24 protein-coding genes and 2 tRNA genes are annotated in these 26,191 nt (G+C 62.4%); 5 read left to right on the top strand and 21 right to left on the bottom strand.

The features are described 5' to 3' along the window. Positions 1-48 precede the first annotated feature (48 nt). Positions 49-651, bottom strand: coding sequence for a 3-isopropylmalate dehydratase small subunit (leuD, locus tag ACSMXN_RS11290; RefSeq protein WP_022912343.1), 603 nt, complete (start codon positions 649-651; stop codon positions 49-51). A gap of 11 nt (positions 652-662) precedes the next feature. Continuing rightward, complete coding sequence (leuC, locus tag ACSMXN_RS11285; RefSeq protein WP_022912342.1) at positions 663-2,072, bottom strand: 3-isopropylmalate dehydratase large subunit; 1,410 nt, start codon at positions 2,070-2,072, stop codon at positions 663-665. 78 nt (positions 2,073-2,150) lie between these two features. On the opposite strand from leuC, the gene ACSMXN_RS11280 reads away from it, so the two are divergent. Beyond that, entirely contained in the window at positions 2,151-2,858 is a 708-nt protein-coding gene (locus ACSMXN_RS11280; protein WP_022912341.1) for an IclR family transcriptional regulator, read from the top strand. Positions 2,859-2,924: 66 nt separating this feature from the next. Here ACSMXN_RS11280 and ACSMXN_RS11275 read toward each other — a convergent pair whose 3' ends face one another. From ACSMXN_RS11275 to ACSMXN_RS11255, 5 genes are all read right to left on the bottom strand, one after another. After that, positions 2,925-5,024 (bottom strand): phosphodiesterase, encoded by a 2,100-nt coding sequence (locus tag ACSMXN_RS11275; RefSeq protein ID WP_022912340.1) that lies wholly within the window; start codon positions 5,022-5,024, stop codon positions 2,925-2,927. A gap of 254 nt (positions 5,025-5,278) precedes the next feature. Further along, positions 5,279-5,354, bottom strand: a tRNA-Glu gene (locus ACSMXN_RS11270). 68 nt (positions 5,355-5,422) lie between these two features. Then, positions 5,423-5,494, bottom strand: a tRNA-Gln gene (locus ACSMXN_RS11265). A gap of 81 nt (positions 5,495-5,575) precedes the next feature. Then, on the bottom strand, positions 5,576-7,072 hold the full coding sequence (gene gltX / locus ACSMXN_RS11260; RefSeq protein WP_022912339.1) for a glutamate--tRNA ligase: 1,497 nt from the start codon (positions 7,070-7,072) through the stop codon (positions 5,576-5,578). Further along, positions 7,069-7,851 carry a fumarylacetoacetate hydrolase family protein gene (locus ACSMXN_RS11255; RefSeq protein ID WP_022912338.1) on the bottom strand — a complete coding sequence of 261 codons (783 nt, stop codon included), beginning with the start codon at positions 7,849-7,851 and terminating at the stop codon, positions 7,069-7,071. The genes gltX and ACSMXN_RS11255 overlap by 4 nt, the downstream gene beginning before the upstream one ends. Positions 7,852-7,905: 54 nt before the next feature. Between ACSMXN_RS11255 and ACSMXN_RS11250 the strand changes: the two genes are divergently transcribed. After that, positions 7,906-8,268: a hypothetical protein gene (locus ACSMXN_RS11250; RefSeq protein ID WP_155958292.1), complete on the top strand. Its 363-nt coding sequence runs from the start codon at positions 7,906-7,908 to the stop codon at positions 8,266-8,268. A 92-nt stretch (positions 8,269-8,360) separates the two neighbouring features. Here the strand turns inward: ACSMXN_RS11250 and ACSMXN_RS11245 are convergent, their stop codons facing one another. From ACSMXN_RS11245 to ACSMXN_RS11215, 7 genes are all read right to left on the bottom strand, one after another. After that, positions 8,361-8,585, bottom strand: a complete 225-nt coding sequence (locus tag ACSMXN_RS11245) for a hypothetical protein (RefSeq protein WP_022912336.1) — start codon at positions 8,583-8,585, stop codon at positions 8,361-8,363. A gap of 26 nt (positions 8,586-8,611) precedes the next feature. Then, complete coding sequence (cimA, locus tag ACSMXN_RS11240) at positions 8,612-10,189, bottom strand: citramalate synthase (protein ID WP_022912335.1); 1,578 nt, start codon at positions 10,187-10,189, stop codon at positions 8,612-8,614. 64 nt (positions 10,190-10,253) lie between these two features. Further along, positions 10,254-11,285, bottom strand: a complete 1,032-nt coding sequence (locus ACSMXN_RS11235) for a 3-isopropylmalate dehydrogenase (RefSeq protein ID WP_022912334.1) — start codon at positions 11,283-11,285, stop codon at positions 10,254-10,256. 81 nt (positions 11,286-11,366) lie between these two features. Then, positions 11,367-12,479, bottom strand: a complete 1,113-nt coding sequence (gene ilvC / locus ACSMXN_RS11230) for a ketol-acid reductoisomerase (protein WP_455407751.1) — start codon at positions 12,477-12,479, stop codon at positions 11,367-11,369. Next, positions 12,469-12,996, bottom strand: a complete 528-nt coding sequence (gene ilvN / locus ACSMXN_RS11225; RefSeq protein WP_022912332.1) for an acetolactate synthase small subunit — start codon at positions 12,994-12,996, stop codon at positions 12,469-12,471. Before ilvN ends, ilvC begins: the two co-directional genes overlap by 11 nt. Further along, positions 12,993-13,784 carry an amino acid racemase gene (locus tag ACSMXN_RS11220; protein WP_022912331.1) on the bottom strand — a complete coding sequence of 264 codons (792 nt, stop codon included), beginning with the start codon at positions 13,782-13,784 and terminating at the stop codon, positions 12,993-12,995. Before ACSMXN_RS11220 ends, ilvN begins: the two co-directional genes overlap by 4 nt. A 1-nt stretch (position 13,785) precedes the next feature. Continuing rightward, complete coding sequence (locus ACSMXN_RS11215) at positions 13,786-15,684, bottom strand: acetolactate synthase large subunit (protein WP_455407776.1); 1,899 nt, start codon at positions 15,682-15,684, stop codon at positions 13,786-13,788. Between the two features lie 301 nt (positions 15,685-15,985). Between ACSMXN_RS11215 and ACSMXN_RS11210 the strand changes: the two genes are divergently transcribed. Beyond that, positions 15,986-16,471 carry a CAP domain-containing protein gene (locus ACSMXN_RS11210; protein WP_196811196.1) on the top strand — a complete coding sequence of 162 codons (486 nt, stop codon included), beginning with the start codon at positions 15,986-15,988 and terminating at the stop codon, positions 16,469-16,471. Between the two features lie 2 nt (positions 16,472-16,473). On the opposite strand, the gene ACSMXN_RS11205 is transcribed toward ACSMXN_RS11210, so the two are convergent. Both ACSMXN_RS11205 and ilvD read right to left on the bottom strand, forming a co-directional pair. Beyond that, entirely contained in the window at positions 16,474-16,884 is a 411-nt protein-coding gene (locus ACSMXN_RS11205; protein ID WP_455407750.1) for a GntR family transcriptional regulator, read from the bottom strand. Positions 16,885-16,910: 26 nt separating this feature from the next. Next, a complete protein-coding gene (gene ilvD, locus ACSMXN_RS11200) occupies positions 16,911-18,659 on the bottom strand; it encodes a dihydroxy-acid dehydratase (RefSeq protein ID WP_022912327.1) in 1,749 nt (582 codons plus the stop codon). A 58-nt stretch (positions 18,660-18,717) separates the two neighbouring features. On the opposite strand from ilvD, the gene ACSMXN_RS11195 reads away from it, so the two are divergent. Next, complete coding sequence (locus ACSMXN_RS11195; protein WP_022912326.1) at positions 18,718-19,092, top strand: PH domain-containing protein; 375 nt, start codon at positions 18,718-18,720, stop codon at positions 19,090-19,092. Between the two features lie 45 nt (positions 19,093-19,137). Here ACSMXN_RS11195 and ACSMXN_RS11190 read toward each other — a convergent pair whose 3' ends face one another. After that, complete coding sequence (locus tag ACSMXN_RS11190; protein WP_022912325.1) at positions 19,138-20,079, bottom strand: 2-hydroxyacid dehydrogenase; 942 nt, start codon at positions 20,077-20,079, stop codon at positions 19,138-19,140. A gap of 135 nt (positions 20,080-20,214) precedes the next feature. Between ACSMXN_RS11190 and ACSMXN_RS11185 the strand changes: the two genes are divergently transcribed. Further along, positions 20,215-21,435 carry a PQQ-dependent sugar dehydrogenase gene (locus tag ACSMXN_RS11185; protein ID WP_027139196.1) on the top strand — a complete coding sequence of 407 codons (1,221 nt, stop codon included), beginning with the start codon at positions 20,215-20,217 and terminating at the stop codon, positions 21,433-21,435. A gap of 78 nt (positions 21,436-21,513) precedes the next feature. Here ACSMXN_RS11185 and opgC read toward each other — a convergent pair whose 3' ends face one another. The 4 genes from opgC to gatC all read right to left on the bottom strand — a co-directional run bounded on the left by opgC (position 21,514) and on the right by gatC (position 26,147). Next, positions 21,514-22,689, bottom strand: coding sequence for an OpgC domain-containing protein (gene opgC / locus ACSMXN_RS11180; protein ID WP_022912323.1), 1,176 nt, complete (start codon positions 22,687-22,689; stop codon positions 21,514-21,516). A 96-nt stretch (positions 22,690-22,785) separates the two neighbouring features. Then, positions 22,786-24,309 carry an Asp-tRNA(Asn)/Glu-tRNA(Gln) amidotransferase subunit GatB gene (gatB, locus tag ACSMXN_RS11175; RefSeq protein ID WP_022912322.1) on the bottom strand — a complete coding sequence of 508 codons (1,524 nt, stop codon included), beginning with the start codon at positions 24,307-24,309 and terminating at the stop codon, positions 22,786-22,788. Next, entirely contained in the window at positions 24,306-25,829 is a 1,524-nt protein-coding gene (gene gatA / locus ACSMXN_RS11170; RefSeq protein ID WP_022912321.1) for an Asp-tRNA(Asn)/Glu-tRNA(Gln) amidotransferase subunit GatA, read from the bottom strand. The genes gatB and gatA overlap by 4 nt, the downstream gene beginning before the upstream one ends. A 6-nt stretch (positions 25,830-25,835) precedes the next feature. After that, complete coding sequence (gatC, locus tag ACSMXN_RS11165) at positions 25,836-26,147, bottom strand: Asp-tRNA(Asn)/Glu-tRNA(Gln) amidotransferase subunit GatC (protein ID WP_022912320.1); 312 nt, start codon at positions 26,145-26,147, stop codon at positions 25,836-25,838. Between the last annotated feature and the right edge of the window lie 44 nt (positions 26,148-26,191).

Raw genomic sequence — 26,191 nt, 5'->3', positions numbered from 1 at the left:
CCCGGCTGAGGTCCCATCCCCGCTGAGGTCGCGGCGGTTGGGATCGGTCTAGAGGGCGGCCGCCGCGAGACTGGGCAGCCATGGCTTCCGGCCGTCCTCAAAGCTTTGGATCAAGTCCGGGTGACGCAAGGTCAGACCTATGTCGTCCAAGCCCTCTAACAGCCGCCAGCGCGTGTAGTCATCGAGTTCGAAATCGTGCACTTCCCCAGTCCAGCGCACCTGGCGCTCGGTGAGGTCGATCGTGACCTTCGTTGTTGGGTCATCCTCGATGTCGTCCAGCAAGCGCTGGACGATCTTCTCCGGAAGCACCACGGTGAGCAGGCCGGCCTTGAGCGAATTGCCGCGGAAAATGTCTGCAAACCGCGGTGAGATCACGACCTTGAACCCATAATCCGACAGCGCCCAGACGGCGTGTTCGCGTGACGATCCGGTCCCGAAGTCGGGTCCAGCGACCAGGACCGACGCCCCCTTGAACCTGTCCTGGTTGAGCACGAAGTCGTGCTCGTTGGCACGCCAGGCGTGAAATAGCGCATCCTCGAAACCGGTGCGGGTGACGCGCTTGAGGTAGACCGCCGGAATGATCTGGTCGGTGTCGACATTGCTACGCCGCAACGGCACGGCCGTGCCGGTGTGAACAGTGAATTTATCCATGATGCCTCTCCTTACAGATCTGCCGGGCTGGCGAGATGGCCGGTGATCGCGGTCGCCGCGGCGACCAAAGGCGATACCAGATGCGTGCGGCCGCCCTTACCCTGCCTGCCTTCGAAATTCCGGTTGGACGTGGACGCGCTGCGCTCGCCCGCGGCGAGCTGATCGGGGTTCATACCGAGGCACATGGAGCATCCGGCTTGCCGCCATTCAGCCCCAGCAGCAGTGAAGATGGCATCCAGACCCTCTTCCTCCGCTTGGGCTTTGACGCGCATCGAGCCAGGAACTATCAGCATCCGCACCCCGTCAGCCACCTTCTGCCCCGCCATTACGGCAGCGGTCGCGCGAAGGTCCTCGATGCGTCCGTTGGTGCACGAACCGACGAAAACCGTGTCGACCTTGATGTCGCGAAGCGGTGTCCCAGCCGTCAAGCCCATGTAGGCCAAGGCCTTCTCAGCGGCGACCCGGTCCGAATCCTCAGCGAACTCAGCCGGATCGGGCACGGACGCGGACAGCGGTGCACCTTGGCCCGGGTTCGTCCCCCACGTTACAAATGGCGTTACGTCCGCGGCATCGAGGACGACCTCGGCGTCGAACTGGGCATCAGCATCGGTGGCAAGGGTCTTCCAGTAGGCGACGGCAGCCTCCCAATCGGCACCGACCGGAGCGTGCGCGCGACCCTTCAAATAGGCGAACGTTGTCTCGTCAGGTGCGATCATGCCAGCGCGGGCGCCCCACTCGATGCTCATGTTGCAGACCGTCATCCGGCCCTCCATGCTCATCGCCTCGAAGGTGTCGCCGCGGTATTCCACCATGTAGCCCTGACCACCGGCCGTACCCGTCTTTGCGATCACCGCCAGGATCACATCCTTCGGCGTGACGCCTGGCGCCAGCGGACCGTTCACGGTAACGGCCATTGTCTTGGGTCGGTCCATCGGAAGCGTCTGGGTGGCAAGCACGTGCTCGACTTGGCTGGTTCCGATACCAAAGGCGAGCGCTCCGAACGCGCCGTGGGTCGAGGTGTGCGAGTCACCACAGACAAGTGTCATACCCGGCTGCGTAATACCCAGTTGAGGACCGATGACGTGGACGATCCCCTGCTCCTTGTTGCCCATGGGGTACAGCGTCACCCCGAATTCGGCGCAGTTGCTGCGCAACGTATCGACCTGGGTACGACTCACCGGGTCCGCGATTGGCGCGAAGATGTCCTGCGTGGGGACGTTGTGGTCCTCCGTCGCCAACGTGAGGTCTGGCCGCCGAACTGCCCGACCTGCCAGCCGAAGGCCATCGAAGGCCTGAGGGCTGGTGACTTCGTGCACGAGATGCATGTCAATGTAGAGCAGGTCCGGCTCACCGGGCGCGGTACGCACCAGGTGGCTGTCCCACAGCTTCTCGGCCAACGTCTTACCAGTGGTCCCGTCCATCAAACATTCCTCCTGCGTCCCAGCAATCGTATCGGCGATCGACTAGCGTCCCATTATATGAGACGCTAGTATCGACCTATGGGACAGCATAGCGGTATTGGCGTCGTGGACAAGACCGTTGCGATTCTCGTCGCCGCCGGCGAGGGCCCGGCCGCGCTGTCGGACCTGGTGGAACGAACTGGCATCCCGCGCGCAACCGCCCACCGGCTCGCGGTCGCCCTTGAGGTCCACCGTCTACTGGCTCGCGATGCCGAGGGGCGTTTCGTCCCCGGACCGCGTCTCGCCGAGCTCGCAGCGAACGCCGTTGACCCACTGCTCGATCGGGCTGTGGAGGTACTTGCGTGGGTCCGGGACACCTCGGGGGAAAGCAGTCAACTCTACCGGCGAGATGGTCGCGATCGCGTGTGTGTCGCAGCCGCTGAGCGCACGACTGGGCTTCGTACGACCGTGCCGCTGGGCGCACGTCTACCGCTGACGGCGGGCTCGGGCGCGCAGGTGCTGTGCGCGTGGGAATCACCCGACACCATAACTACCTTGCTCCAGCACGCCGAGTTCAGCGAGCGCTCCCTCGCCGAGGTTCGCCGCCGCGGCTGGGCCCAATCTGTGGGCCAGCGGGAGGCGGGCGTCGCGTCGGTCTCCGCCCCGGTGTTTGGTCCGGGCCGCCGGGTTATCGCAGCGGTCTCGATTTCCGGGCCGATCGAACGGCTCGGACGGTCGCCGGGCCAGCGTTTCGCGCCCATCCTGACAACCGCGGCTCAGCGTCTGCAGAACTCGCTGACACCTTGATGAACTCACCTGACGAATAGCAGCTAGCCCCCTGGCGGTCCTATGAGCGTCCGACTAGGGACGGCCTCAACGAGCTGGGATGACCGGCTCATGGTCCAGCCAATAGGCGGTGGGCATGGCTCGGCCGAAGAGATAGCCCTGCTGAATCGAGATCCCCATCTCGAGCAGACGGCGGGACTGAGTAACGGTCTCGACACCTTCGGCTACCAGCCGGGGAGCCAAGGTACGCAACAACGAGGCCGTACCTTGCACGAATTCCCACCCTTTGGCGTCACCGTCAGTGGGCAGCAACGAACGATCCAGCTTGATGGCCGCCAGCGGTAGAGATCGCAGCATCGACAACGCCGTCTCGCCACGACCGAAGTCGTCGATGACGATCGCCAAGCCGAGTTCTGCCCCACGCCGCAGTTCAGCCATGAGCACGGCCGAGGAAACTCCGACGGCGACCTCCTCCGTCAACTCCAAGACAATGTCCGCGGGCTCCAGGCCGGCTTCCGCGGCCGCCTCCGCCACCGTGCCGATGGCCAGACCCGTGCCCATGAACTCTCGGGAGATGTTCACGCTGATACTCGCGCCGCCGAAGACACCTCGAAGCTTGCGCCCATCGGCAAAAGCTCGCTGGCAGAACATCTTCGCCAACCTCGGCGTCAACCCGAGCACATGACTGGCCTCGATTATTCGCTCGGCATCCAACCCTGCTCCCGGACCGCCGAGGCGCAGGAGCGCTTCGGCGCTTTGCACGACACCTCGCTCGACGTCTATCAGCGGTTGGAAGTAGACCTCGATCTCTCCGGCGACGACGGCTCGCCGAACCCGCTCCTCCTCGTCCACCCGTTCGCTTGCTGCTCGCGATATTTCGGGCGTCCACCGCACTACGGTCCGCCACGACGACCGCTTGGCTGCGGCCAGGGCGCGCTCGGCATGGTCGACGACCGAGAGTAAGTCCTGTCCCTTGAACCGACGATCCCAACCGGCCTGCAGGGTGATGACTATTCGGTCCTCGCCGAATGGCACCTCGATGTCACCGGCGTTTTCAACAGCTTGCGGGACAGGCGAACCTGCGACGCAGAGAACGAGGAACTCGTTTCCGGAAAGGCGTACGACGACGTCTGTCGGCCGCGCCACTGAACGCAGCCACCGTGCGACCTCGATCAGACACTCGTCCCCGCCGCCCTGACCCCACAAGTCATTGATGCTCTTGAAACGGCGGACATCTGCCAGCAGGACCGCAGTGAACGGCGACTGCGCGGGATCGTCCAATTCAGCGATATCCAGCAATGCCCGTCGGTTGTAGAGCCCGGTCAGCGGGTCCCTGACGATTTGGTCGACCAAACCCTGGCGCGCGTGCGGCGAACTGGTGATCTCTTCAAAATGAAAGACCACCAACGATGCGGCGGCGCTGGTCGAGTCTGCTGCCGCGGCGTGATTGGCGTGCACTCGAAACCATCGCGGCTCGGGCTGGACCGTGGCAATCAGTTCGTCGATGGTTTCGCCTGCCGCGGCGCCTTTGAGCACCTCTCCGATAGACGGACCCATATCGTTGGGCAGAATGGACTGAACTGTGGCGCCCTGCTGTACTTCTGATACAGCCGCGAACTGCAGGAACTGCTCATTCCACCAGGCGATGCGGCCACTCAGGTCCGTGAGAACCGAAGCGAGCCGATTCGGACCAGTCGGCCCGCTGGAGTACCCGTCCGAGCCGGCCGAAAACTCATTGCCGGAGACCTGCCAGATCGCCGCCCACCTGTCTGGCGCTGCGCGTACCAGCCGGACGCTGAAGGCCTGATTCGAGAGAAGCACCTGGAATCGCGACTCGACGTCACTCGGCTTGCTCCACGAGATACGGGTACCGATCGCGGACCAGAACATGACGGCGTCGTAAGAACGTCCCGGCCAGTCAAAGCCCGCCGCGGCGACGACCGCCGGGACGGCCGCGTCGATACGGCTTCCGTGCACGCGCATCTCGGCGACGAATACGCCGGTCACTTGCAGGATCTTCTCTATGGTCGCGGAATCGGCCTCGAACGGCTCGGCACTCTCGGACTCCGCATCTAGCGGCGCCGCAAGGTCGGCAGCCGAATCTGGACCCGAATTGGCGGCTGCAGGAATAGCCGGGTCAGGGTTGTGCAGGTCGACGCCTGGGCTCTGGCGGTGAAGCGGATCCATCACCCATCCTCCCCGGGCTCCACGCCCGTGCCAGGCCTGCACAGCGCGCAGTCGGGCCGGACGCAAACTCGGGCCTACCTAACACAACCATGGCACGCGACATCGTCAATGAAAAGCCTGTCGGACCTGGACGCGTGGGATCCGTGGCCGACATTTAACTCTTAAGCGGCAACAACCGCGGTCGAAGCTCTGCGGCATCTGGCAGTCGTCGACCAGCAATGGCCCCCGAAGTATCTCGGGGGCGCTAACCGTTGTGGTAGCCCCGAAGGGATTCGAACCCTCGCTACCGCCGTGAGAGGGCGGCGTCCTAGGCCGCTAGACGACGGGGCCCTAGGCAATCAAACAGCTCATCGCTCCGACGTTCGGACCGATGTTCAGACCAACTTGCATTTATTGCGCTGGGGTACCAGGACTCGAACCTAGACTAAGTGAATCAGAATCACTTGGGCTGCCAATTACCCCATACCCCATTGCTGCCCGGCCTTGGAGTGCGGACCGAGCCGAGCGCTTACTCTACCGGACGTCGCGGCGGGATCTGAAATCGGACACGATCAATGCTGTGCAGCGGTAAGCCTCGCTAGGGTGGGCTGCCGACCAAGCAGTTCCATGGATTCGAAAAGCGGGGGTGAGACCTGCTTTCCGGTGATTGCCACACGCAAGGCCCCAAACGCATTGCGCGGCTTGAGTTGCATCCCGTCGATCAACTCAGCGTGCAATACCGATTCGATGGCGGGCGCCGTCCAATCGGCGAGATCCTGCAAAACCCGGATCGAAGCTGCGATTACCACCTGTCCCGCTTCACCCAGCTGCTTGCTAGCCGCCGCCTCGTCGACCACGAACTCCGAGTCACTCACAAAGAGAAAGCGCAGCATCTCAGCGCCCTCGGCCAGAGTCTTGATTCGCTCCTGAACCAAAGGCGCTGCAGCTGCTACCAGCCGAAGTTGATCTGGCGTGACATCGGCACCGAGAAGGTCGGATCTAACAAGAAACTCCCGCAGCCGGGAGGCGAAGTCTGCCGGTTCGAGCAACCGGATGTGGGTCGCATTTATCGCTTCCGCCTTCTTGCCGTCGAATCTCGCCGGATTGGCATTTACGTCGGCGACGTCGAAGGCCTGGACCATCTCGTGCAACGAGAAGATGTCGTGGTCGTCGGCGATGGACCAGCCCAGCAGGGCCAAATAGTTGAGGAGACCCTCGGGCAGGTAGCCGGCCTCGCGGTAGGTGTTCAGTGACGCCTGGGGGTCACGTTTGGACAACTTCTTGTTGCCCTCGCCCATGACGTAGGGCAGGTGACCGAACTGCGGCACCCGCTCTGCGACGCCCACGTCCATGAGGGCGCGGTAGAGCGCAATCTGACGAGGCGTGGACGGGAGGAGGTCTTCGCCGCGTAGGACGTGGGTAATGCGCATCATTGCGTCGTCAACGGGATTGACCAACGTGTACAGGGGTATTCCGTTCGCGCGCACCACGACGAAGTCCGGTACGGCCGCTGCCGCGAATGACACCTCGCCGCGGACGAGATCGGTCCACCCAAGATCAGTATCGGGCATCCGCAAACGCAGTACTGGCTCGCGACCAGCCGCACGGAACTCGGCGCGCTGCGCCTCGGTGAGGTCGCGATCATAGTTGTCATAGCCGAGCTTGGGATCCCGGCCATGGGATCTGTGTCGCGCCTCTACCTCCTCCGGCGTGGAGAACGACTCGTACAGGTGCCCGGCGCGCTTTAGTCGCGCGATAACGTCGCGGTAGACCTCGTGTCGCTCGCTCTGCCGGTACGGCCCGTACGGTCCGCCGACCTCGGGTCCCTCATCCCAATCCAGTCCGAGCCATCGCAGGGCGTCGAGAAGTTGCTGGTAAGACTCCTGGGAGTCACGAGCGGCATCAGTGTCCTCGATCCGAAACACGAATGTACCGCCGACGTGTCGCGCATATGCCCAGTTGAACAAGCACGTACGAATCAAGCCCACATGCGGATTGCCTGTAGGAGACGGACAGAACCGGACTCGTATGTCGCCGTCCACGGCGACCTCCGGCACCGCACCGGTCATCGGCGCTTGACCGGATTGACGAGTTGGCCGATGCCATCGATAGCGACCGTCACGGTGTCGCCCGCGACGATCCGCCCCACGCCCGCTGGAGTGCCAGTCAATATCACGTCCCCAGGTACCAAGGTCATCACGTGCGACATGAAGGACACCAGCGTGCCGACGTCGAACACCATGTCCCGGGTGTTGCCGTCCTGCCTCGTCTCGTCGTTGACGAGGGCCCGGATGCGGACCGCGCTCGGATCGAACGTGGTCTCGATCCACGGTCCGATCGGGCAAAACGAGTCATGGCCCTTGGCCCGGGTGAACTGTCCGTCTGCGCGCTGTTGATCTCGTGCTGTCACGTCATTGGCGCAGGTGTAGCCGAAGATCACGTCAGTAGCTTTCTCCCGGGGCACGTCCTTGGCGACCTTGCCGATGACGAGTGCCAGTTCCGCTTCGTGATCGACCTCGTCCGAATCGGCCGGCAACCGGATGACATCATGCGTGCCGATGACGGACGTTGATGGCTTGAGGAAGATCAGCGGACGTTCCGGCACGTCACCGCCCATCTCGGCGGCGTGCGCGACGTAGTTGCGACCGACCGCGATGACCTTGCTTGGCAATATCGGGGCCAACAACCGAACATCACCGATCGCGAATCGCTCGCCGGTGAATTCGATCGGCCCCATCGGATGATCCTTGATCGCAGCAATGGTCAGCGCGTCATAGACAGCCTGGGCCTGACCTTCGACAACACCCCAGGCGATGCCACCAGGATGAACAAATCTCGCGATACGCACGATGGTCAGGCTACCGGTGCGAAGAATCGCTGTGCATTGGCGGATACTGAATGGGTGAGCGACCTGCACAACGTGCCGCCGGCGGTTCGGCGAAGAATGGCGACACTGCTCCTGCCACCCGCAGTCGTGCTGCTGATCGCCGGCCTGGCGCCCCTGATCTGGTCAAGCGGATGGGTTTGGAAGCTGATCGGCATCGTGGTGCTGGTTGTTGCTTGTCTCCTGGTCGCAATCGCATTCGGCCTTCGCCGATCTGCAACGATCGATGCATCGGCCGCGCAGGCCGAGAGGTACGAAGCCGACGTCGATGCCGCAATCATGGCCGCGACCGCCTGCGGATCAGACTGCGGGAGTTCATGCGGTTCAAACGATTGCGCGGTCAGATCCTTGCCGCGCAACGAGCCGTTGCACCGCAAGTAGTTGTTGCACCGCAAGTAGTTGTTGCACCGCAAGTAGTTGTTGCACCGCAAGTAGTTGCTGCACCGCAAGTAGGCGCTCAGCCGTACGCGAACCTAATCCACTTCGGGCGCCGGTGAGGCTGCCTCGCCAACTGCTGCTCGACCTCGTCTGCGTGCCTTGGCCCGTTGGACCAGAGCGACGTAGACCAGACCTGCGCCAGCGCTTGCCAGCGCCACCCAGAGAAAGCGCCAAATACCGGAGGCCACCGTCGCGCCCCAGAGCCCAAGGCCGATCAGCGCAAGCCTGGCTAGCGGTAGGGAGGCAAGCAGACCGCGCACCGACGTAGGCCACCGGCCGGTTGCGTTCAGTTTCCCAACAACCCGTAGCGGACCGCATCTGCCAGAGCAAGCCATGAGGCTTCGATTATGTTGGGGTGAACCCCAACAGTCGTCCACGCCTGAGACTTGTCCGAAGTTTCGATGAGCACCCGAGTGGTCGCGTCCGTACCGTGTTTGCCCGGCAGAATTCGTACCTTGTAGTCGGTCAACTCGAGCCCGGACAGCGACGGGTACGCCTCCTCCAAGGCTTGGCGCAGCGCGCGATCCAATGCGTTCACCGGGCCGTTTCCTTCGGCTGTCGAGATGACCCGTCGGCCGTCGGCATGCACTTTCACGGTCGCTTCGGTCACGATCACGCCGTCTTCGCGTCGATCCACGATTGTGCGGTAAGACTCCAACGTGAACGGCACGAACGCAGCGGCGCCATCCAGTTGGTCCCGCACCAGTAGTTCGAACGAGGCGTCAGCGGCCTCATAGGACCACCCTGACGCTTCGCGATCCTTGACCTGCTCGACGATCTGGCTCACGACCTCGGGGCGTCCCGTCACGTCGACTCCGAGTTCGGCCGATTTGAGCTCGACCGAGGCCCGGCCAGCCATCTCGGTGATCAGTATTCGCTGAGTGTTGCCGACCTCGCCGGGCTCCATATGGTTGTAGAGCTCGGGTCCCATCTTGATCGCCGAGGCGTGCAGGCCCGCCTTGTGGGCAAAGGCCGAGCCGCCGACGTACGGAGCATGCGTGTCCGGTGCGAGATTGGCAATCTCGGCAATCGCATGCGAGACCCGTACGCTCTCGGCGATGGCTCCGGCCGGCAGGACATCGAGGCCCATCTTGAATACGAGACCGCCGATCACCGAAAAGAGGTTTGCGTTACCGGCTCGTTCGCCGTAGCCGTTCGCCGTGCCTTGGACGTGCGTGACACCCGCGTGCACGGCAGCCAGCGTATTGGCGACGGCGCACCCCGTGTCGTCCTGAGTGTGGATGCCTAGCCGTATGCCGGTACGACCCTTAACGGCCGTCACTATCTCGCCGACGCTCATCGGCAGCATGCCGCCGTTGGTGTCACACAGCACGCCGACATCAGCTCCAGCCTCGTGCGCGGCGTCCAGGACCCGAATTCCGTAATCCGGGTCATGCTTGTAACCGTCGAAGAAGTGTTCGCAATCGACGAATACTCGCCTGCCTTCGGCCCGCAAAAAGGCCACGGTGTCGCGAACCATGTCCAGATTTTCCTCAAGAGTGGTGCGCAATGCGCGCTCGACGTGCCATACGTCCGACTTCGCGACCAGCGTGATCACTGAGGCTCGACTGTCCAGCAGCGCCTGCACTTGTCGATCTTCCTGGACTCGAACGCCGGCCTTTCGCGTCGATCCGAATGCCACCAGGGTCGCATTGACAAGTTCCAGCTCACCGGATGCCGCGCGCGCAAAGAACTCCGTGTCTTTCGGAACTGCGCCAGGCCAACCGCCTTCGATGAAGCCGACACCGAGCGAGTCAAGCAACTTGGCAACCGCCAGCTTGTCCGCTACGGAGTAGCTGATGCCCTCGCGTTGGGCACCATCGCGCAGAGTGGTGTCGAAGACATGGAAATCGTCTGTGAGCATGGAATCCTCGGTCTCGAAGGCTGAGATGCGCCGACCCTGTTGCCGATGCCTCAGGAATTGCGGGCTAGCTGGCTGCTGCGGACGCGATCCGCTCGCCGATCTCGGCCGTTGACCCGGGGCTCGCCGCGCCAGTGCCAGCTCGTCCGGCGATGTGCGCCTCGACGGCTGCCTCTACTCGATCTGCCTCCGCCTCGTGCCCCAGATGGCTGAGCAACATCGAGACCGACAGAATGGCCGCTGTTGGATCAGCGAGGCCCCGCCCGGCAATGTCGGGCGCCGAACCGTGAACCGGTTCGAACATCGATGGCGTCGTGCGGGCCGGGTTGAGATTGCCGCTGGCGGCCAGTCCAATACCACCCGCGACCGCGCCCGCCAGGTCGGTGATGATGTCACCGAACAGGTTGTCGGTGACTATCACGTCATAGCGAGCAGGATCGGTCACGAGGTAGATCATCGACGCGTCGACATGGTTGTACGCCACAGTGATGTCGGGATACTCCTCGGCCACCGTGGCAACGATACGAGTCCAAAGATCGCCGGCGTTGACCAGCACGTTGTTCTTGTGGACCAACGTCAGGTGCTTGCGCGGCCGCTTCATCGCACCCTCGAATGCCGCCCGCACGACGCGCTCAACACCGAATGCGGTGTTGACGCTGACTTCCGTCGCGATCTCGTGCGGGGTGTTTTTACGCAACACTCCCCCATTACCCGCATAGGGACCTTCGGTGCCTTCTCGGTACACCACGAAGTCGATCTTCGGATTGCCGGCCAGCGGCGTAGGGATCCCTGGGTACAGCTTGGAAGGCCGCAAGTTGACGTAGTGATCGAGCTCGAATCTCAATCGCAAGAGCAATCCACGTTCCAGAACTCCGGACGGGACGGAAGGGTCACCGACTGCGCCAAGCAGGATGGCGTCGTGCTGGCGTAGCTCGGCCAACACCGAATCCGGAAGCGTCTCGCCTGTGCGATGCCACCTTCCAGCGCCGAGGTCATACGGTGTCTTTTCCACTCCTGGCAGCACGGCATCGAGGACCTTCACCGCTTGCTCGATGACCTCGACGCCGATCCCGTCGCCGGGTACGACCGCTAACTTCATCAATTGTTCCTCTCAATTCGGCACAATCCGAACTCCCGGCTCGCTGCTGACAGAGTCGGACCGGGCACAAATCGGGTCAGGTCAGCGGGCTGCGGTGCCTTCGACGTAGTCGGTGTCGGATTCGTTGTTGACCCAGCTCATCAGACCACGAAGCTTGCGCCCGGTTTCTTCGATGGGATGCTGTTCACCCTTGGCCCGCAAAGCCTTGAACTCCGGTGCTCCGGCATCCTGATCGGCGATGAAGCGAGCCGCGAAGGCGCCGCTCTGGATCTCGCCCAGAATCGTCTTCATGTTCTCCTTGACGTGCGGGTCGATCACCCGCGGACCCGAGACGTAGTCGCCGTACTCAGCGGTGTCAGAAACGGACCAGCGCTGTTTGGCGATGCCGCCCTCGTACATCAGATCGACGATCAGCTTGAGCTCATGGAGGCACTCGAAGTAGGCGATCTCAGGTTCGTAGCCGGCCTCAGTAAGCACTTCGAAGCCATACATCACCAGTTGTGACGCGCCGCCACACAGTACGGCCTGCTCTCCGAAGAGGTCGGTCTCGGTTTCTTCGGTGAACGTGGTCTTGATCGCGCCGGCGCGAGTTCCGCCGATCGCCTTGGCGTACGACAACGCCAGTTCGAATGCGCTTCCCGAAGCGTCCTGTTCGACTGCGACCAGGACGGGCACGCCCTTGCCGTCGACGAACTGCCGACGGACGAGATGACCCGGACCCTTCGGCGCGACCATAGCGACGTCAACATTTGCTGGCGGCTTGATATAGCCGAATCGAATGTTGAAACCGTGACCGAAGAACAGCGCGTCGCCGTCCTTGAGGTTGGGCTCGACCGAATCTGCATACAGCGCACGTTGCTTATGATCGGGCGCGAGAATCATGATGAGGTCCGCTTCCGCCGAGGCTTCGGCCGGCGTCAGAACGCGAAGGCCGGCATCGGTCGCCTTGGCGCGGCTCTTGGAGCCCTCGGGCAGGCCGACACGGACGTCGACACCGGAGTCGCGAAGGCTCAACGCATGTGCGTGTCCCTGGCTTCCGAATCCGAGCACGGCGACCTTGCGCCCCTGCACGATCGACAGATCTGCATTGTCGTCGTAAAACATTTCCACGGCCATCTGGTGGCGTTCCCTCTCATCAAGCCGGCGCCCGGTTGGCGGCCGACTACCTAAATATTCGGACTCATCATGAGGCACTGCGCTCGACGCTTCGCAGGGCTGCTTGCGTCATTGACCGTGGTCCGCGACCAAGAGCGACCATGCCAGACTGGACCATCTCGCGGATGCCATAGGGCTCGAGCATCTTGAGCATGGCTTCAAGTTTCGCAGGTGGCCCAACCACCTCAACAGTGACCGCCTCGGGGCCAACATCGATTACCTTGGCCTTGAACAACTCCACCGTCTCCAACACACCGCGCCTGCTGGTCTCGTCCGCTCGCACCTTGACGAGTAACAACTCGCGTTGAACCGCGTTCTCGCGCTCCAACTCGACGATCTTCAGCACGTTGATCAATTTATTGAGCTGTTTGGTGACCTGTTCGAGCGCATTGCCCTCAACCGAAACGACGATGGTGATGCGTGAAATTTCGGCATGCTCGGTCGGCCCGACCGCAAGGGAGTCGATATTGAAGCCGCGGCGGGAAAACAGACCCGTTACCCGCGCGAGTACACCTGGCTTGTTTTCGACGAGCACAGACAACGTATGGACGCTCATCGGTACACCTCTCTCGTCACCGGCTTGGAAAGTCCGGCGTCAACGCGTGATTCGTCCAACATGAAAGCGGTCAAGACCTCGCAGTGAGACGCGGTCGTATCCAGCAACGGCACAGCGGCGTCACCGTCGGCGAGCAGCAAGCCGATCTCCGTACACCCAAGGATCACCGCTTGCGCCCCATCGGACACAAGCCGACTGATGACCTTTAGGTAGCCGGTTCGGGAATCGCTCCTGACGACACCGCGCGTCAGCTCGTCATAGATCACGTTGTGTACGAACTGCAGGTCTGATTCCTCAGGTACGACGACGTCTATACCGAGCGGTCGGAGCCGGTCGGCGTACATGCTCGAGCGCATGGTGTAACCCGTGCCGAGCAGGCCCACCTTCGCCCAATTTCGTTGAACACATTGGTCAGCGACGATGTCGATCAAGTCTATGAACGGCACGCCCAGCGGTTCGGCGATCTCGGCAGCGACAAGGTGCAAAGTGTTGGCGCAGACCGCGACCGCCTCCGCTCCGCCGGCCTGCAATGCGAGGGCCGCGCGGCCGAGGTCATAGCCAATGCCTGCCCAGTCCCCGGCTACCTGCTGTGCATGGACGGCGGAGAAATCAACCGAATGGATGGTGACAGCAGCGCTCGCCGAGCCGCCCCGTCGGTCCCTGACGGCTTCGTTGAGCAATCTGTAGTAGATAGCGGTCGATTCCCATGAGGTCCCGCCGATCAAGCCGATTCGCCTGAGCGGCTGATCAGCCGTCGCAGCAAACTCGTCACTGGGCAACGCGTTCACGTCACACGCCGGAGTCGAAGTTGGGGCGTATGCCGCGAGCCGCCAGAATCTCGTCGTTGGACGTACCCGCGGCAACCATGGGCCACACCATTGCATCTTTACCGACGGTGAAATCGACGACAACTGGTTGGTCGTCGATGGACATTGCCTTCTCGATTGTCGCGTCGACATCGGCTTTGCTCTCGCACCGTAGGCCGATACATCCATAAGCGTCAGCAAGTTTGACGAAATCAGGGATGCGCGGACGGCTGCCCGACAGCTGGCTCGCGTCGACGGTGGCATGCGTACCAAGGTTGGTGTTTGAATAGCGCTCTTGATAAAACAGCGTCTGCCACTGCCGCACCATGCCGAGGTTGCCGTTGTTGATGACCGCGACCTTGATCGGAATGCCCTCGATCGCGCAGGTGGCCAATTCCTGATTGGTCATCTGAAAACAGCCGTCGCCGTCGATTGCCCACACCAACTTGTCTGGAGCGCCTACCTTGGCTCCCATCGCTGCCGGCACCGAATACCCCATCGTGCCCGCGCCACCAGAGTTGAGCCAGGTGTACGGATTCTCATACGAGATGAACTGGGCTGCCCACATCTGATGCTGGCCGACGCCCGACGTGAAGATCGTATCCGGACCGGCGATCTTACCGAGGCGCTCGATCACGTACTGGGGTGCGAGGGCCCCATCATCGGGCTCTTCATATCCAAGTGGATACGTCTCACGCCAGCTGTCGACCTCGCGCCACCAGCCGGTCAGATCCGATCGATGGTCCGCGGCATATTCAGCCTGAATCGCAGGAATCAATTCGACGATGACCTCGCGGGCGTCACCCACGATCGGTACGTCGGCAATGCGGTTCTTACCGATCTCGGCCGGATCGACATCAGCGTGGATGATCATCGCGTGTGGCGCGAAGGAGTCGAGTCGACCCGTAACCCGATCGTCGAACCGGGTTCCGATCGCGATGAGTAGGTCAGCCTTCTGCAAAGCCGTCACCGCCGAGACGCTTCCGTGCATACCCGGCATTCCCAAGTGCTGGCGATGCGAATCTGGAAACGCGCCTCGCGCCATCAGCGTTGTGACCAGCGGTATGCCGGTGAGCTCGGCCAGTCGCTTCAGCTCCGCCGTTGCGTGCGCCTTCAGCACGCCACCACCGATGTAGAGCACCGGCCGCTGGGCGCCCGCGATCAACCGCGCCGCTTCTCTGATCTGCTTGCCGTGCGGCTTGAGAACTGGCCGGTAGCCGGGTAGATCAATAGTGGGTGGCCAGTTGAACGAGGTTGCCGCCTGCAGGACGTCCTTGGGAATGTCGACCAACACCGGTCCAGGGCGGCCCGTCAAGGACAGGTGAAACGCCTCGGCGATAGTCTGCGGAATCTGCTCGGCGTGCTGGACCAGGAAGTTGTGCTTCGTAATAGGCAACGTGATGCCAGAGATGTCCGCTTCTTGAAACGCGTCGGTGCCGATCGCGGGGTACGGCACCTGTCCGGTGATCGCCACGATCGGAACTGAATCGAGAAAGGCATCCGCGATCGGCGTGACGAGGTTGGTGGCACCCGGGCCGGACGTAGCCATACAGACCCCGACTTTGCCCGTCACCTGTGCGTAGCCCTCTGCCGCGTGTCCTGCGCCCTGCTCGTGGCGGACCAGGATATGGCGGACTCTTGTGGAGTCATACAGCGGGTCGTACGCCGGAAGGATTGCTCCGCCCGGGATGCCGAATACCACTTCTGCGCCGACCTCTTCGAGTGAACGGACCAGTGACTGAGCGCCGGTGACCTGCTCGTTGAAGGATTTCCCGGAGGGTGACGCAGTCATGCTCATGAACCTCTCTGATGCCGCTTGAGTGAAGTGCGGATTCTTGTCAGCGGTGAATCTGTTTCTGTTGTGCGGTGAGCGATCGCTTATGTGCAACAAAAAACCCCTCGTGCTGATGCACGAAGGGTTTAGCGCGTCGTCTGCGGGTTTCCGCTGAGGACGCGCTAGTCGATAAGTACGAGGCGCTGCACAGGAAATAACATACACCCGGTCTGGACGACGTTCAACAACACGGGATCTCTATCCCACCCCCTGAGATGCAAGGTCGCCGACGACTGGTCGGATCACTGCGGTCTATGCCACAATTTAACACCAATATTACTTTCGGCGCGCACATTGCCCAGGGATATGTCACTATCACCGCATGCTAAGAAAATGTGTGTTCGCATCCGTGACTGTCCTCGCGCTTTCAGCTACCGGGTTGGTCGGGATCGACAGCGCACAAGCGGCGGTCGCGCCGGCGCCCGCAACTATCGCCCAGTCGGTCTTCGCCGCACTCAACGCGTCCCGGATCAAAGCCAAACTGCCGCCGCTTCGATGGAATGCTGGCTTACAGCGCAGCTCTCATGCCCATAACGTCACTATGAGCGCGCGCAACACGCTTGGGCATCAGCTTCCGGGGGAAGCGCCCTTCGGCAGCCGCATCACTGCGCAAGGCGTCCGTTGGACCTACGCCGCGGAAAATATCGGCTGGGCGTCGCAGGTCAATACCACTGGGGCTCTGCAGATCGAATCGGTGATGCTTGCGGAGAAAGCTCCGAACGACGGCCATCGGCGCAACATCCTGTCGAATCAAGTCAATTCGATAGGCATCGACATCGTCCTGGACACCAAACACCACCGGCTCTGGCTCACCGAGGACTTCGCGAAGATCTGAGCTCAGCTGCCGATCCTGCGATCCAACGAAGCGCGGACCATCGCCATTGCCTCGGCTGGCGCTATGCCCAGAGAAGTTGCGGTATCGACAAACTCATCCGCTGCCGCGACCGCAGCCGACCGCGCTGCATCACCCGCCGCTGACACAACGCTTCCAGCGCGCCCCCGGGTCTCGATCAGACCCGCCACCTCAAGCTCTCGATAGGCCCGGGCAACGGTGTTGACGGCCAATCCGAGCTCCGCGGCGAGTTGGCGCACCGTCGGTAGCCGCGTGCCGACTGTGAGCTCACGTGACGCGATCTTGGCGGCGTACTGGGTACGGATCTGCTCGTAAGGCGGGACAACCCCGTCGGGTTCGAGCGTGATCGCTGCAGCGACGCTGGCTGGAATGTCGCCCGCTCCGGTGGAGGGCACCGTCGGCATTCTCGACTCAGCCACTACTAGCAGACTGCGCCTTGCGCGGCTGAACCCACGAGTTGGGCGTATTTGCGCAAGACTCCGGTGTTGAACCGGGGCGGCAGCGGTTGCCACGTCGCACGGCGTCGCTCGAGTTCATCGGCGTCGACATCGAGTTCGAGAAGTCGGTTCGCTATGTCCACAACGATGCGGTCGCCGTCCTTCACGAGCGCGATCGGTCCACCAACAGCGGCCTCAGGCGCGACGTGTCCGATACAGAGGCCCGTCGTCCCCCCAGAAAACCGACCATCGGTGAGGAGCAGAACGTCCTTGCCCAGTCCGGCGCCTTTGATAGCGCCCGTAATGGCGAGCATTTCACGCATTCCCGGGCCACCCTTAGGACCTTCCCAGCGGATGACCACGATGTCGCCTGCCTTCAACGAGCCAGCGGCAACTGCGTCCATCGCGGCCTGCTCGCGGTCGAACACCCGGGCGGTGCCCTGGAAGACGTCCGCGTCGAAGCCGGCCGTTTTCACGACTGCACCCTCGGGTGCAAGGGACCCGTGCAGGATCGTCAGCCCACCGGTCTTGTGTATTGGAGCCGACATCGGCCGAATGACCTGGCCGTCGGGTCGCGGTGGGGCGATTTGTGCCAGGTTCTCGGCGAGAGTCTTGCCCGTAACGGTCAACGCATCACCGTGCAGAAGTCCTTCGTCCAACAAGGCTTTCATGACCACCGGGATGCCGCCGATTCGGTCTATATCAGTCATCACATAGCGACCGAACGGTTTCATATCGGCAAGGTGCGGCACCTTGTCCCCGATTCGATTGAAATCTGCCAGGTTCAATTCGACTTCTGCTTCGTTGGCTATTGCGAGTAGATGCAGGACCGCGTTCGTGGAGCCACCGAGAGCCATGACCACCGTGATCGCGTTCTCGAAAGCCTGCTTGGTCAGGATGTGACGCGCGGTGATGCCGGCGTCGATCAGATGAACCACGGCCTCACCGGACCGCTCGGCGTAGGCATCTCGACGAGCGTCGGGCGCAGGAGGCGCCGCCGATCCAGTCAAGGACATACCCAACGCTTCGGCAGCCGAGGCCATCGTGTTGGCGGTGTACATCCCGCCGCAGGCACCCTCGCCAGGGCAGATCGCCCGCTCGATCTCATCGAGCTCATCGCGGGTGATCTTGCCGGTGAGACAAGCGCCCACGCCTTCGAATGCATCGATGATGGTGACGTCGTTTCCGTGCAGTTTGCCGGGCAGAGTCGAACCGGCGTACAAGAACACCGCTGCCACATCGAGTCGAGCAGCAGCCATCAACATCCCGGGTAGCGACTTGTCGCAACCGGCGAGTAGCACGGCACCGTCTAGGCACTCGGCGCGGAAGACGGTCTCGACCGAGTCCGCGATGACTTCGCGCGAGACAAGCGAATAGTGCATACCCGCGTGACCCATCGAGATTCCGTCGGATACCGAGATCGTTCCGAACTCCATGGGGAACCCGTCCGCGCCGCGAACGCCGACCTTGGCCTGCTTCGCAAGGCGGTCCAAGGACAGGTTGCAGGGCGTGATCTCGTTCCAAGACGACGCGACGCCTACCTGGGGCTTACGCCAGTCGTCGTCGCCCATCCCTACCGCGCGGAGCATGCCGCGCGCCGCGGCCCGCTCAATACCGTCGGTCACCGTATGCGAATGCGGTTTACGGTGGACTATCGGTGCTGCGTCGCCGCCTGCCTGCCCGCGGGGAGAACCCGTCTGCTCGTTCGTCACGATGGTCGAGCCTACTTTCATAGAGCGCGGGCGGATATGCGAGGCAGGTCTCACCACAGCGCACCCTAGTCTGGCACCCATGACCGAACGCTCGCGAACTGTTATCAGACAGCCGAATTCCACGTTCTTCATCGTGGCGTTCCTCGCGCTCTGCTTGACCGCAGTCGTTCAGTCAGCACTCTTCACATTGGTCTATCTCATCCCGATCGGCTGCATTGCCTACATCTTGCGGACGGCAACCATCGTCGACGACAACGGACTCACCGCCCGCGCCTTGTTCGGCGCGCAGACCATCAGTTGGGACCACCTCACCGGACTCCGCCTTGCAGATTCGGGCGCCGTATATGCCGTCGACGACGCGGAATCCCAGCTCAAGCTGCCCTGTGTTCGTGCGACGAAACTGAATCCGCTCATCGCTGCGAGCAATGGCCGGATCCCGGATCTCGCAGCTTAGAAGTGCCCTGGAGTGCTACCTAGCCGCTGAGTCCACACTGTGGGCTCAATAATCGCCATCAACGACATTTATCAACGGTTCACCTCGGGTGAATCGTGCGAGCTGGGCTGAGATCAGTTCCGCCGCTCGAGCCTCGAATCCGAGCACCGACCCTCCCACGTGCGGGGTGAGCAAGAGATTGGGCGCGGTCCACAGCGCATGGTCCGCTGGCAGCGGTTCCGGATCGACCACGTCGAGCGCAGCTCGTAGGCGGCCGGATCGCAACTCCGAAAGTAGTGCCTCGGTGTCGACGATCGGTCCGCGAGCCGCATTGACGAGCAGGGCGTTATCAGCCATCTTGGCCAGGAACTCAGCATCAACCATGCCCACCGTCGCCGGTGTCTTCGGCACGATGACAACTACGACGTCGGCGTCCGGTAGCAATTCAGGTAGCTCGGATGTTGCATGCACGCCCGCTCGAGCATGGCGCGCGACCATCGTGGTACTGGCGTCACAGGCTGCAACACGCCGCGCGAGCTGCTCACCGACATCGCCCGCTCCAATGATGAGAACTCGCTTGCCCGCGAGTTCGTCCGTCACGGTTCGGTCCCAACGACGATCGAGCTGCGCTCGGGTGAACCTAGGGAACTCCCGCAAGACGCTGAGCACGGCGGTCAGGGCCCATTCAGCCGTCGCCGAGCCGTGTACGCCACGGGCATCGCAGAGGATCACACCGTCCGGCGTGTGCCCGATGAAGGTATCCACGCCGGCGCTCTGGCTCTGAATCACCCTCAGCCTGGGCATCGCCGAAATGGCCGCATCAAGGGCAGCGACGTCGCTGAGTAGGAAGCCCGGCACCCAGAACTCGACCTCGGCGAGATTGGCGTGATCGGCTTCGGACAGTTCACCCGTCTGCCAAATGACCGCCCGATCGGCGACCTCAATAGCCGGGTCCAGTTGCTGGATGCGCTCACGAAGCGATGCCGACGGCAGGCACACATCTTTCATGCTCCGAACGCTACCGATCGACGAGCGAGGATTTGAACACCATGGCTTCGAAGACCTCGGATTCACACGCCCTGCGGCAGCCCTATTCCACCCCACAGGCAACGCGGTGGGGCAGACAGGCAGACTGGGTTCGTGATGAGGCGAGCTCGCGTGGCGGGCGGGTTGGCGGCCGCGGCGCTAGCGGCCGCGCTGACGGCTGGCTGCAGTAATGGCGCTACAGGCAACCAGCCCACCTGGGTACCTCAGCAAGACTTTCAGGCCAACGCCGAACCTCAGCCCGAGCTACCCGGCAATGGCCTGCCGGCACCCAGCCCTTCAGCGCCCGGCAACGGGCCACAGCCCTCAAACCCCAATGGCGGATCCTCAGGATCCTCGCCAAGTCCGTCGACGACTGTCGATCCAGCCGTGGTGGCCACGAAACTAAATCAGCCGACCGGCCTGATCGTCCTTCCGGACGGTACGGCCCTGGTCGGCGAGCGCACGACCGGGCGGATTGTGCTGGTACAGCCGACGGCAGGCAAGCCCATCAAGGTCATCCAGACTCTTCCTGGCGTGGACGGCGCCGGTGACGGAGGTCTGCTGGATCTGGCGCTGTCACCGACGTTCGACCAGGACGGCCTGATCTATGCATACCTGACGACCTCGACGGACAACCGGGTCGTGCATTTCTCGATTGGTGGCGCACCGACGCCGGTCATTGTCGGAATCCCCCGCGGGACGTCTGGAAATGTAGGCCGCATCGCCTTCGACGGCACTGGAGCACTGCTGGTGGGCACGGGAGACGCAGGCATACCTGCATTGGCCGCAGCCGGGACAAGCCTGGCAGGAAAGGTGCTTCGTTCAGACGATGTCGGCAAACCCGTGACCGGCAACCCGAATGCTAGTTCGATCATTTTCGCATCCGGTCTAGCGGCTGTTAATGGCTTGTGCGTAGACCCGCAATCCGGACTTCGAGTGGCAATTTCGGCCGGCCGGCCGGATGAGGTTAACGAAATCAAGGCCGGTGCAAGTTATGGCTGGCCCACCAGGGGCAGCAATTCGACGGTCGCATCGGCAACTCTGCCAGCGGGCCTGTCAGGCGCCGGGGGGTGTGCACTCAGAAACGGCCAACTTGTCGTCGCGACCTCAACTGGCACAGCCTTGGCGTCGGCAACCATCGACTCCAAAGCCGTCATCGGCACCTTCACACCCGTACTGCAGGGTAAGTACGGGCGGCTTCGGACTGTCGTAGCCGGATCAGACGGGGCGTTGTGGCTGACGACCAGCAATCGCGACGGTAAGGGAAAGCCTGTGTCCGATGACGATAGGGTCATTCGAATTCCAGCCTCGGCTGCTAGCGGCAACTCGCCCCTGTAGTTCAGGTCGCACCTCAAACGCACGAAATCCAGATCACGATGCCGAGGTGGTCGCTTGCGTGCCGGAGCTCAGCGTGGATCAACGCGGAATCAACCTGAACAGGAACTGCTTGTGCAGGCCCAACCAGACCAGACCGATCACGGCGAAATCGAGCAACGAATTGAAGACGACTCCTCGGGCTGCGGAGATGAACGGAATTGCAAAGACCAACGCACTCTGCACGATGTAGACGTACATCGAGTTGCGACCGAACAAGGTGACCACATTGCCTACCGTGGCCATGATCGGCCGGTGTAGGCGCTCGATCACAACGTAGCCGCCAGCGAACATGATCAGCAGAAATACCGGACGCAACAGACCGAGACGATTGTCGAAGATGAGAAAGTCATACCAGGCCGCGGTCGGTCGCAGGCTCGGCGCCCAGAGCGTCACCATGCCCGCGCCGTACAGCAGCACTGCTGAGGTGACGGCAACCAGGGCAAGAACCTGCCGGGTTCGATGGCGAAGCGAGCGCAGCCAGCCGAATATCTCGGTCAAGTGATAACCGACGGCGGCACCGACGACGAAGTGCACCTGCCACTGGATGAACGCGCCGGAGGCGCCCCAGATCGCGGAGTCAAAACTCATCGAGACATACGCAGCAACCGAAACCAATACCACCAGCCAGGTCAACCGGTGAGACATCAGCCAGATCAGCAACGGGGCGATGAAGAACAGCGGTGCGTAGAACGTCAAGAAGTCGGTCCAGCCGTACACGTAGTGCAAGCTCAGCGTGTTGTAGAGCACCCGCTGCCAGGAGGATTCGGTATCCAGTCCGGGCTTCGCTCCCGTCCAACCAAAATTCGTCACGATGCGACCCAGGCCGGTGTAGGCGATCGTGCATACGCAGGCCACGAGATACAACTTGCCGCCTCGGGCCCATGACCTGCGCGCGGCTTGTCGGAAGCCTGAGTTCTCTAGATCTCGTCTTCGAAGCATTGCAACCAACAGGCCTGAGATGAAGAAGAATCCTTCGGCCTCCGAGACCCACAACCGGCCTCTGCCGTCCAGGTAGCCCAGCAAGGAGGGGCCGTAGTCCAGATGCACTGAAGCCAGAATCAGGACGAAGTAGCCGCGCATCAGATCCAGCGTCAGAAGACGCCCGAGCTTTGGCGGCCGCGCGGATGCGACACGTTCAGTTGCGGTGCCGGAAGCCGTCCCTGAATGGGCCTTTTCGGTTGATACCTCGGACGCATTCGGAGCTAGAACTGACACTCATCGAGCCTCGGCCATCCGCCTGGGTGCAGCCTGGCTCAAATATGGGTGCCAGATGAGTACCGCTAGCCCGCTACCAGATGCCGGGCCTGATGCCTATTCAGAAATCCCCAGACGCTGCAGCAGAATCTCGCGTACGGCTGCCGCATCGGCCTGACCTCGGGTGGCCTTCATCACGGCTCCGACCAAGGCGCCAACTGCCGGTAATTTACCCGCCCGAACCTTCTCAGCTACATCAGGATTCGCAGCTATTGCTGCGTCCGCCGCTTCCGTCAGTGCCGTCGTGTCCGAGACCACCGCCAAACCTCGTTCGGCCACTACCTGGTCCACGTCGGTGGCGCCCTGCAACACAGCATCGACGACCTGTCTGGCGAGGGCCGTGGACAGCGTGCCCGCGCTGACCAAAGATATGATCCGCGCCACGTGCGCAGGCGTGACCGCCAGTGACGAAGGGTCGACCTCGAGCGCATTGGCCTGCTGTGCCAGGTAGCCCATCCACCAGTTTCGCGCCTCTGCGGCGGGCGCTCCGGCATCGATGGTCAACCCGACGAGGTCCACAACCCCAGCGTTCACCATTTTTGCCAGATCCTCGACTGAGAACCCGAACTCGGCCTGCAATCTTGTGCGCCGAGCGGCGGGCAGCTCTGGTAGCGAAGCCCTGATCTCATCGACCCATGCTCGGGCGGCAGCGATAGGAACCAAATCTGGTTCGGGAAAATACCGGTAGTCGGTGGCCTCTTCCTTGCTGCGACCTGACCGAGTTTCGCCTGTCGTCTCCTGAAAATGCCTGGTCTCCTGCTTGATGCGCCCACCGCGATCCAAGATCGCAGCCTGTCGGATCATCTCGGAGCGAACCGCACGCTCGACGCTGCGTAGCGAGTTCACGTTCTTGGTCTCGGTCCTGGTTCCCCACTCGGCTACGCCCTTTGGGGACAGGGACGTGTTGACATCGCAGCGCAAGCTACCCTGCTCCATCTTGACGTCGGAGACGCCGAGCGTTCGCAATATGTCGCGCAACTCGGTCACGTACGCCTTTGCCACCTCAGGAGCGAGCGAACCTGTCCCTTCGACGGGCTTCGTGACGATTTCGATCAAGGGAATGCCTGCCCGGTTGAAATCGACCAGCGAATACTCGGCGCCGTGAATGCGACCAGTCGCGCCGCCGACATGAGTGTTCTTGCCGGTGTCCTCCTCCATGTGAACACGTTCGATTCCGACGCGATACGTTTGACCCTGGACCACGACATCGAGGTAGCCCTCGGTACACAGCGGCTCGTCGAACTGCGAGATCTGAAAGTTCTTTGGCATGTCCGGGTAGAAGTAGTTCTTGCGAGCGAAGCGGCACCACTCGGCAATCGAGCAATTCAAAGCCAGGCCGATGCGGATGGTGGATTCGACGGCCTTGGCGTTGGCAACCGGCAGGGCTCCGGGCAGGCCGAGACACACCTGGCAGGTATGGGTGTTCGGCTCGGCCCCGAACTCGGTGGAGCAACCACAAAACATCTTGGAAACGGTGCCGAGTTCGACGTGAGTTTCCAGACCGATCACCGGGTTGTAGCGGCTCACCACACCCTCGTAGCTGGCGTCCACATTTTCGGTGACCTCACCGCTCAGCGTCATCGCACGGCTCCCAGTTGCGGAATACTTTTCAAGATAGGTCCATTCGCAGCGTTGTAGGCAGTCTCGAAGGCGGCCCCAACCCGATAGCAGCGATCGTCTGCCATCGCCGGCGCCATGATCTGTAGCCCAACCGGCAGCGCCGGGCCGGTCTCGGACGAAAGGCCGCACGGCACCGACATCGCGGGTGTGCCTGCCAGCGAAGAGGGCAGCGTGCACAAGTCGTTGACATACATGGCCATCGGATCAGCGACGCGCTCGCCGATGCCGAACGCGACGAACGGTGAGGTAGGTGAGACGAGGACGTCGGCGAGTGAGAACGCTGCCGAGAAGTCACGTGCGATCAACGTGCGGACCTTCTGCGCCTGTCCGTAGTAGGCGTCGTAATACCCCGAAGAAAGCGCGTACGTCCCGATCATGATCCGCCGTTTGACCTCCGGTCCGAAGCCTTGCTCCCGGGTCAGGGACATGACCTCCTCGAGAGAGTGCGAACCATCGTCACCCACGCGCAGGCCGTACCGGACTGCGTCGAAGCGCGCGAGGTTTGAGGAACATTCACTCGGGGCGATCAGGTAGTAGGCCGCGAGCGCGTAGTCGAAATTCGGGCAGCTCACCTCGACGATCTCGGCACCGAGACCAGCGAGCAGATCGACGGCTGAACGGAACGCGGCCAGAACTCCGTCCTGATAACCCCCCGCAGCCCCGGTCAGCTCGCGCACCACCCCAATCCGCACGCCGGACAGATCGCCACCAGCGCCTGAGCGAGCCGCGGCGACCACATCTGGACCAGGTTGCGGTATCGAGGTCGAGTCGAGCGGGTCGTGCCCGGCGATGACCTGGTGAAGCAGCGCGGTGTCCAGGACAGTTCGCCCGAATGGACCTGCCTGGTCCAGCGAGGACGAGAAGGCAATCAGACCGTTGCGGCTGACCGCGCCGTACGTGGGTTTGTGGCCTACGATCCCGGTCACGGCGGCGGGCTGCCGGATTGACCCCCCAGTATCGGTCCCGATCGACAGCGGAGCCTCGAACGCGGCGACCGCGGCCGACGATCCGCCGCTGGAGCCGCCAGGCACTCGGGAAAGGTCCCACGGATTGTGGGTCGGGTGATAAGCCGAGTTCTCGGTGGAGGACCCCATCGCGAATTCGTCCATGTTCGTCTTGCCCAGCATCACCAGGCCCGCATCGAGCACCTTGCGGGTCACCGTCGCGTCATAGGGCGGCACCCACCCCTCGAGGATCTTGGATCCGGATGTCGTCGGCAGGCCCTTTGTCACGACGACGTCTTTCATCGCCATCGGCACGCCGGCAAGCGGGCCCAACGGTTCGCCTGCCGCGCGCTTGCTGTCCACGGACTTCGCGGCCGCGAGGGCTCCGTCAGCGTCGATGTACAAGAACGCCCTGATCTGGCCGTCAACCTGAGTGATCCGATCCAGATGCGACTGTGCTACTTCCACCGCGCTAGCGTCACCCGAAGCAACGGCGGCCGCGGTCTGGCAAGCGTCCAATTCGAATAGATCTGTCATGTCGCGTTACTCCTCTTCGCCCAGGATCTGGGGCACTCTGAATCGGAAGTCCTCGACAGACGGCGCACCTGCAAGCACATCCTCGCGGGGCAAGCACGGCGTGACTTCGTCCGGACGGAAGACGTTTTCCAGCGGTACGGCATGCGACGTCGGCGGGATGTCGCCTGCGGCAACTTCGCCGATACGCGCTACCGATCCCAGAATCACGTCCAGTTGACCGGCGAAGAGGTCGAGTTCGTCCTCGGTGACCGCTAGGCGAGCGAGTTGGGCGAGATGCGCGACTTCATCGCGAGTGAGGGTAGGGCGATCATCAGACACGAATTAGGAGTCTATGACCTGCGGCACCAGGCCTGAGACCAAAC

This window comes from Parajatrophihabitans canadensis, from assembly GCF_053764775.1.
The sequence above is the reverse complement of the archived record's forward strand: the minus strand, read 5'-3'. Positions and strand labels throughout refer to the sequence as shown.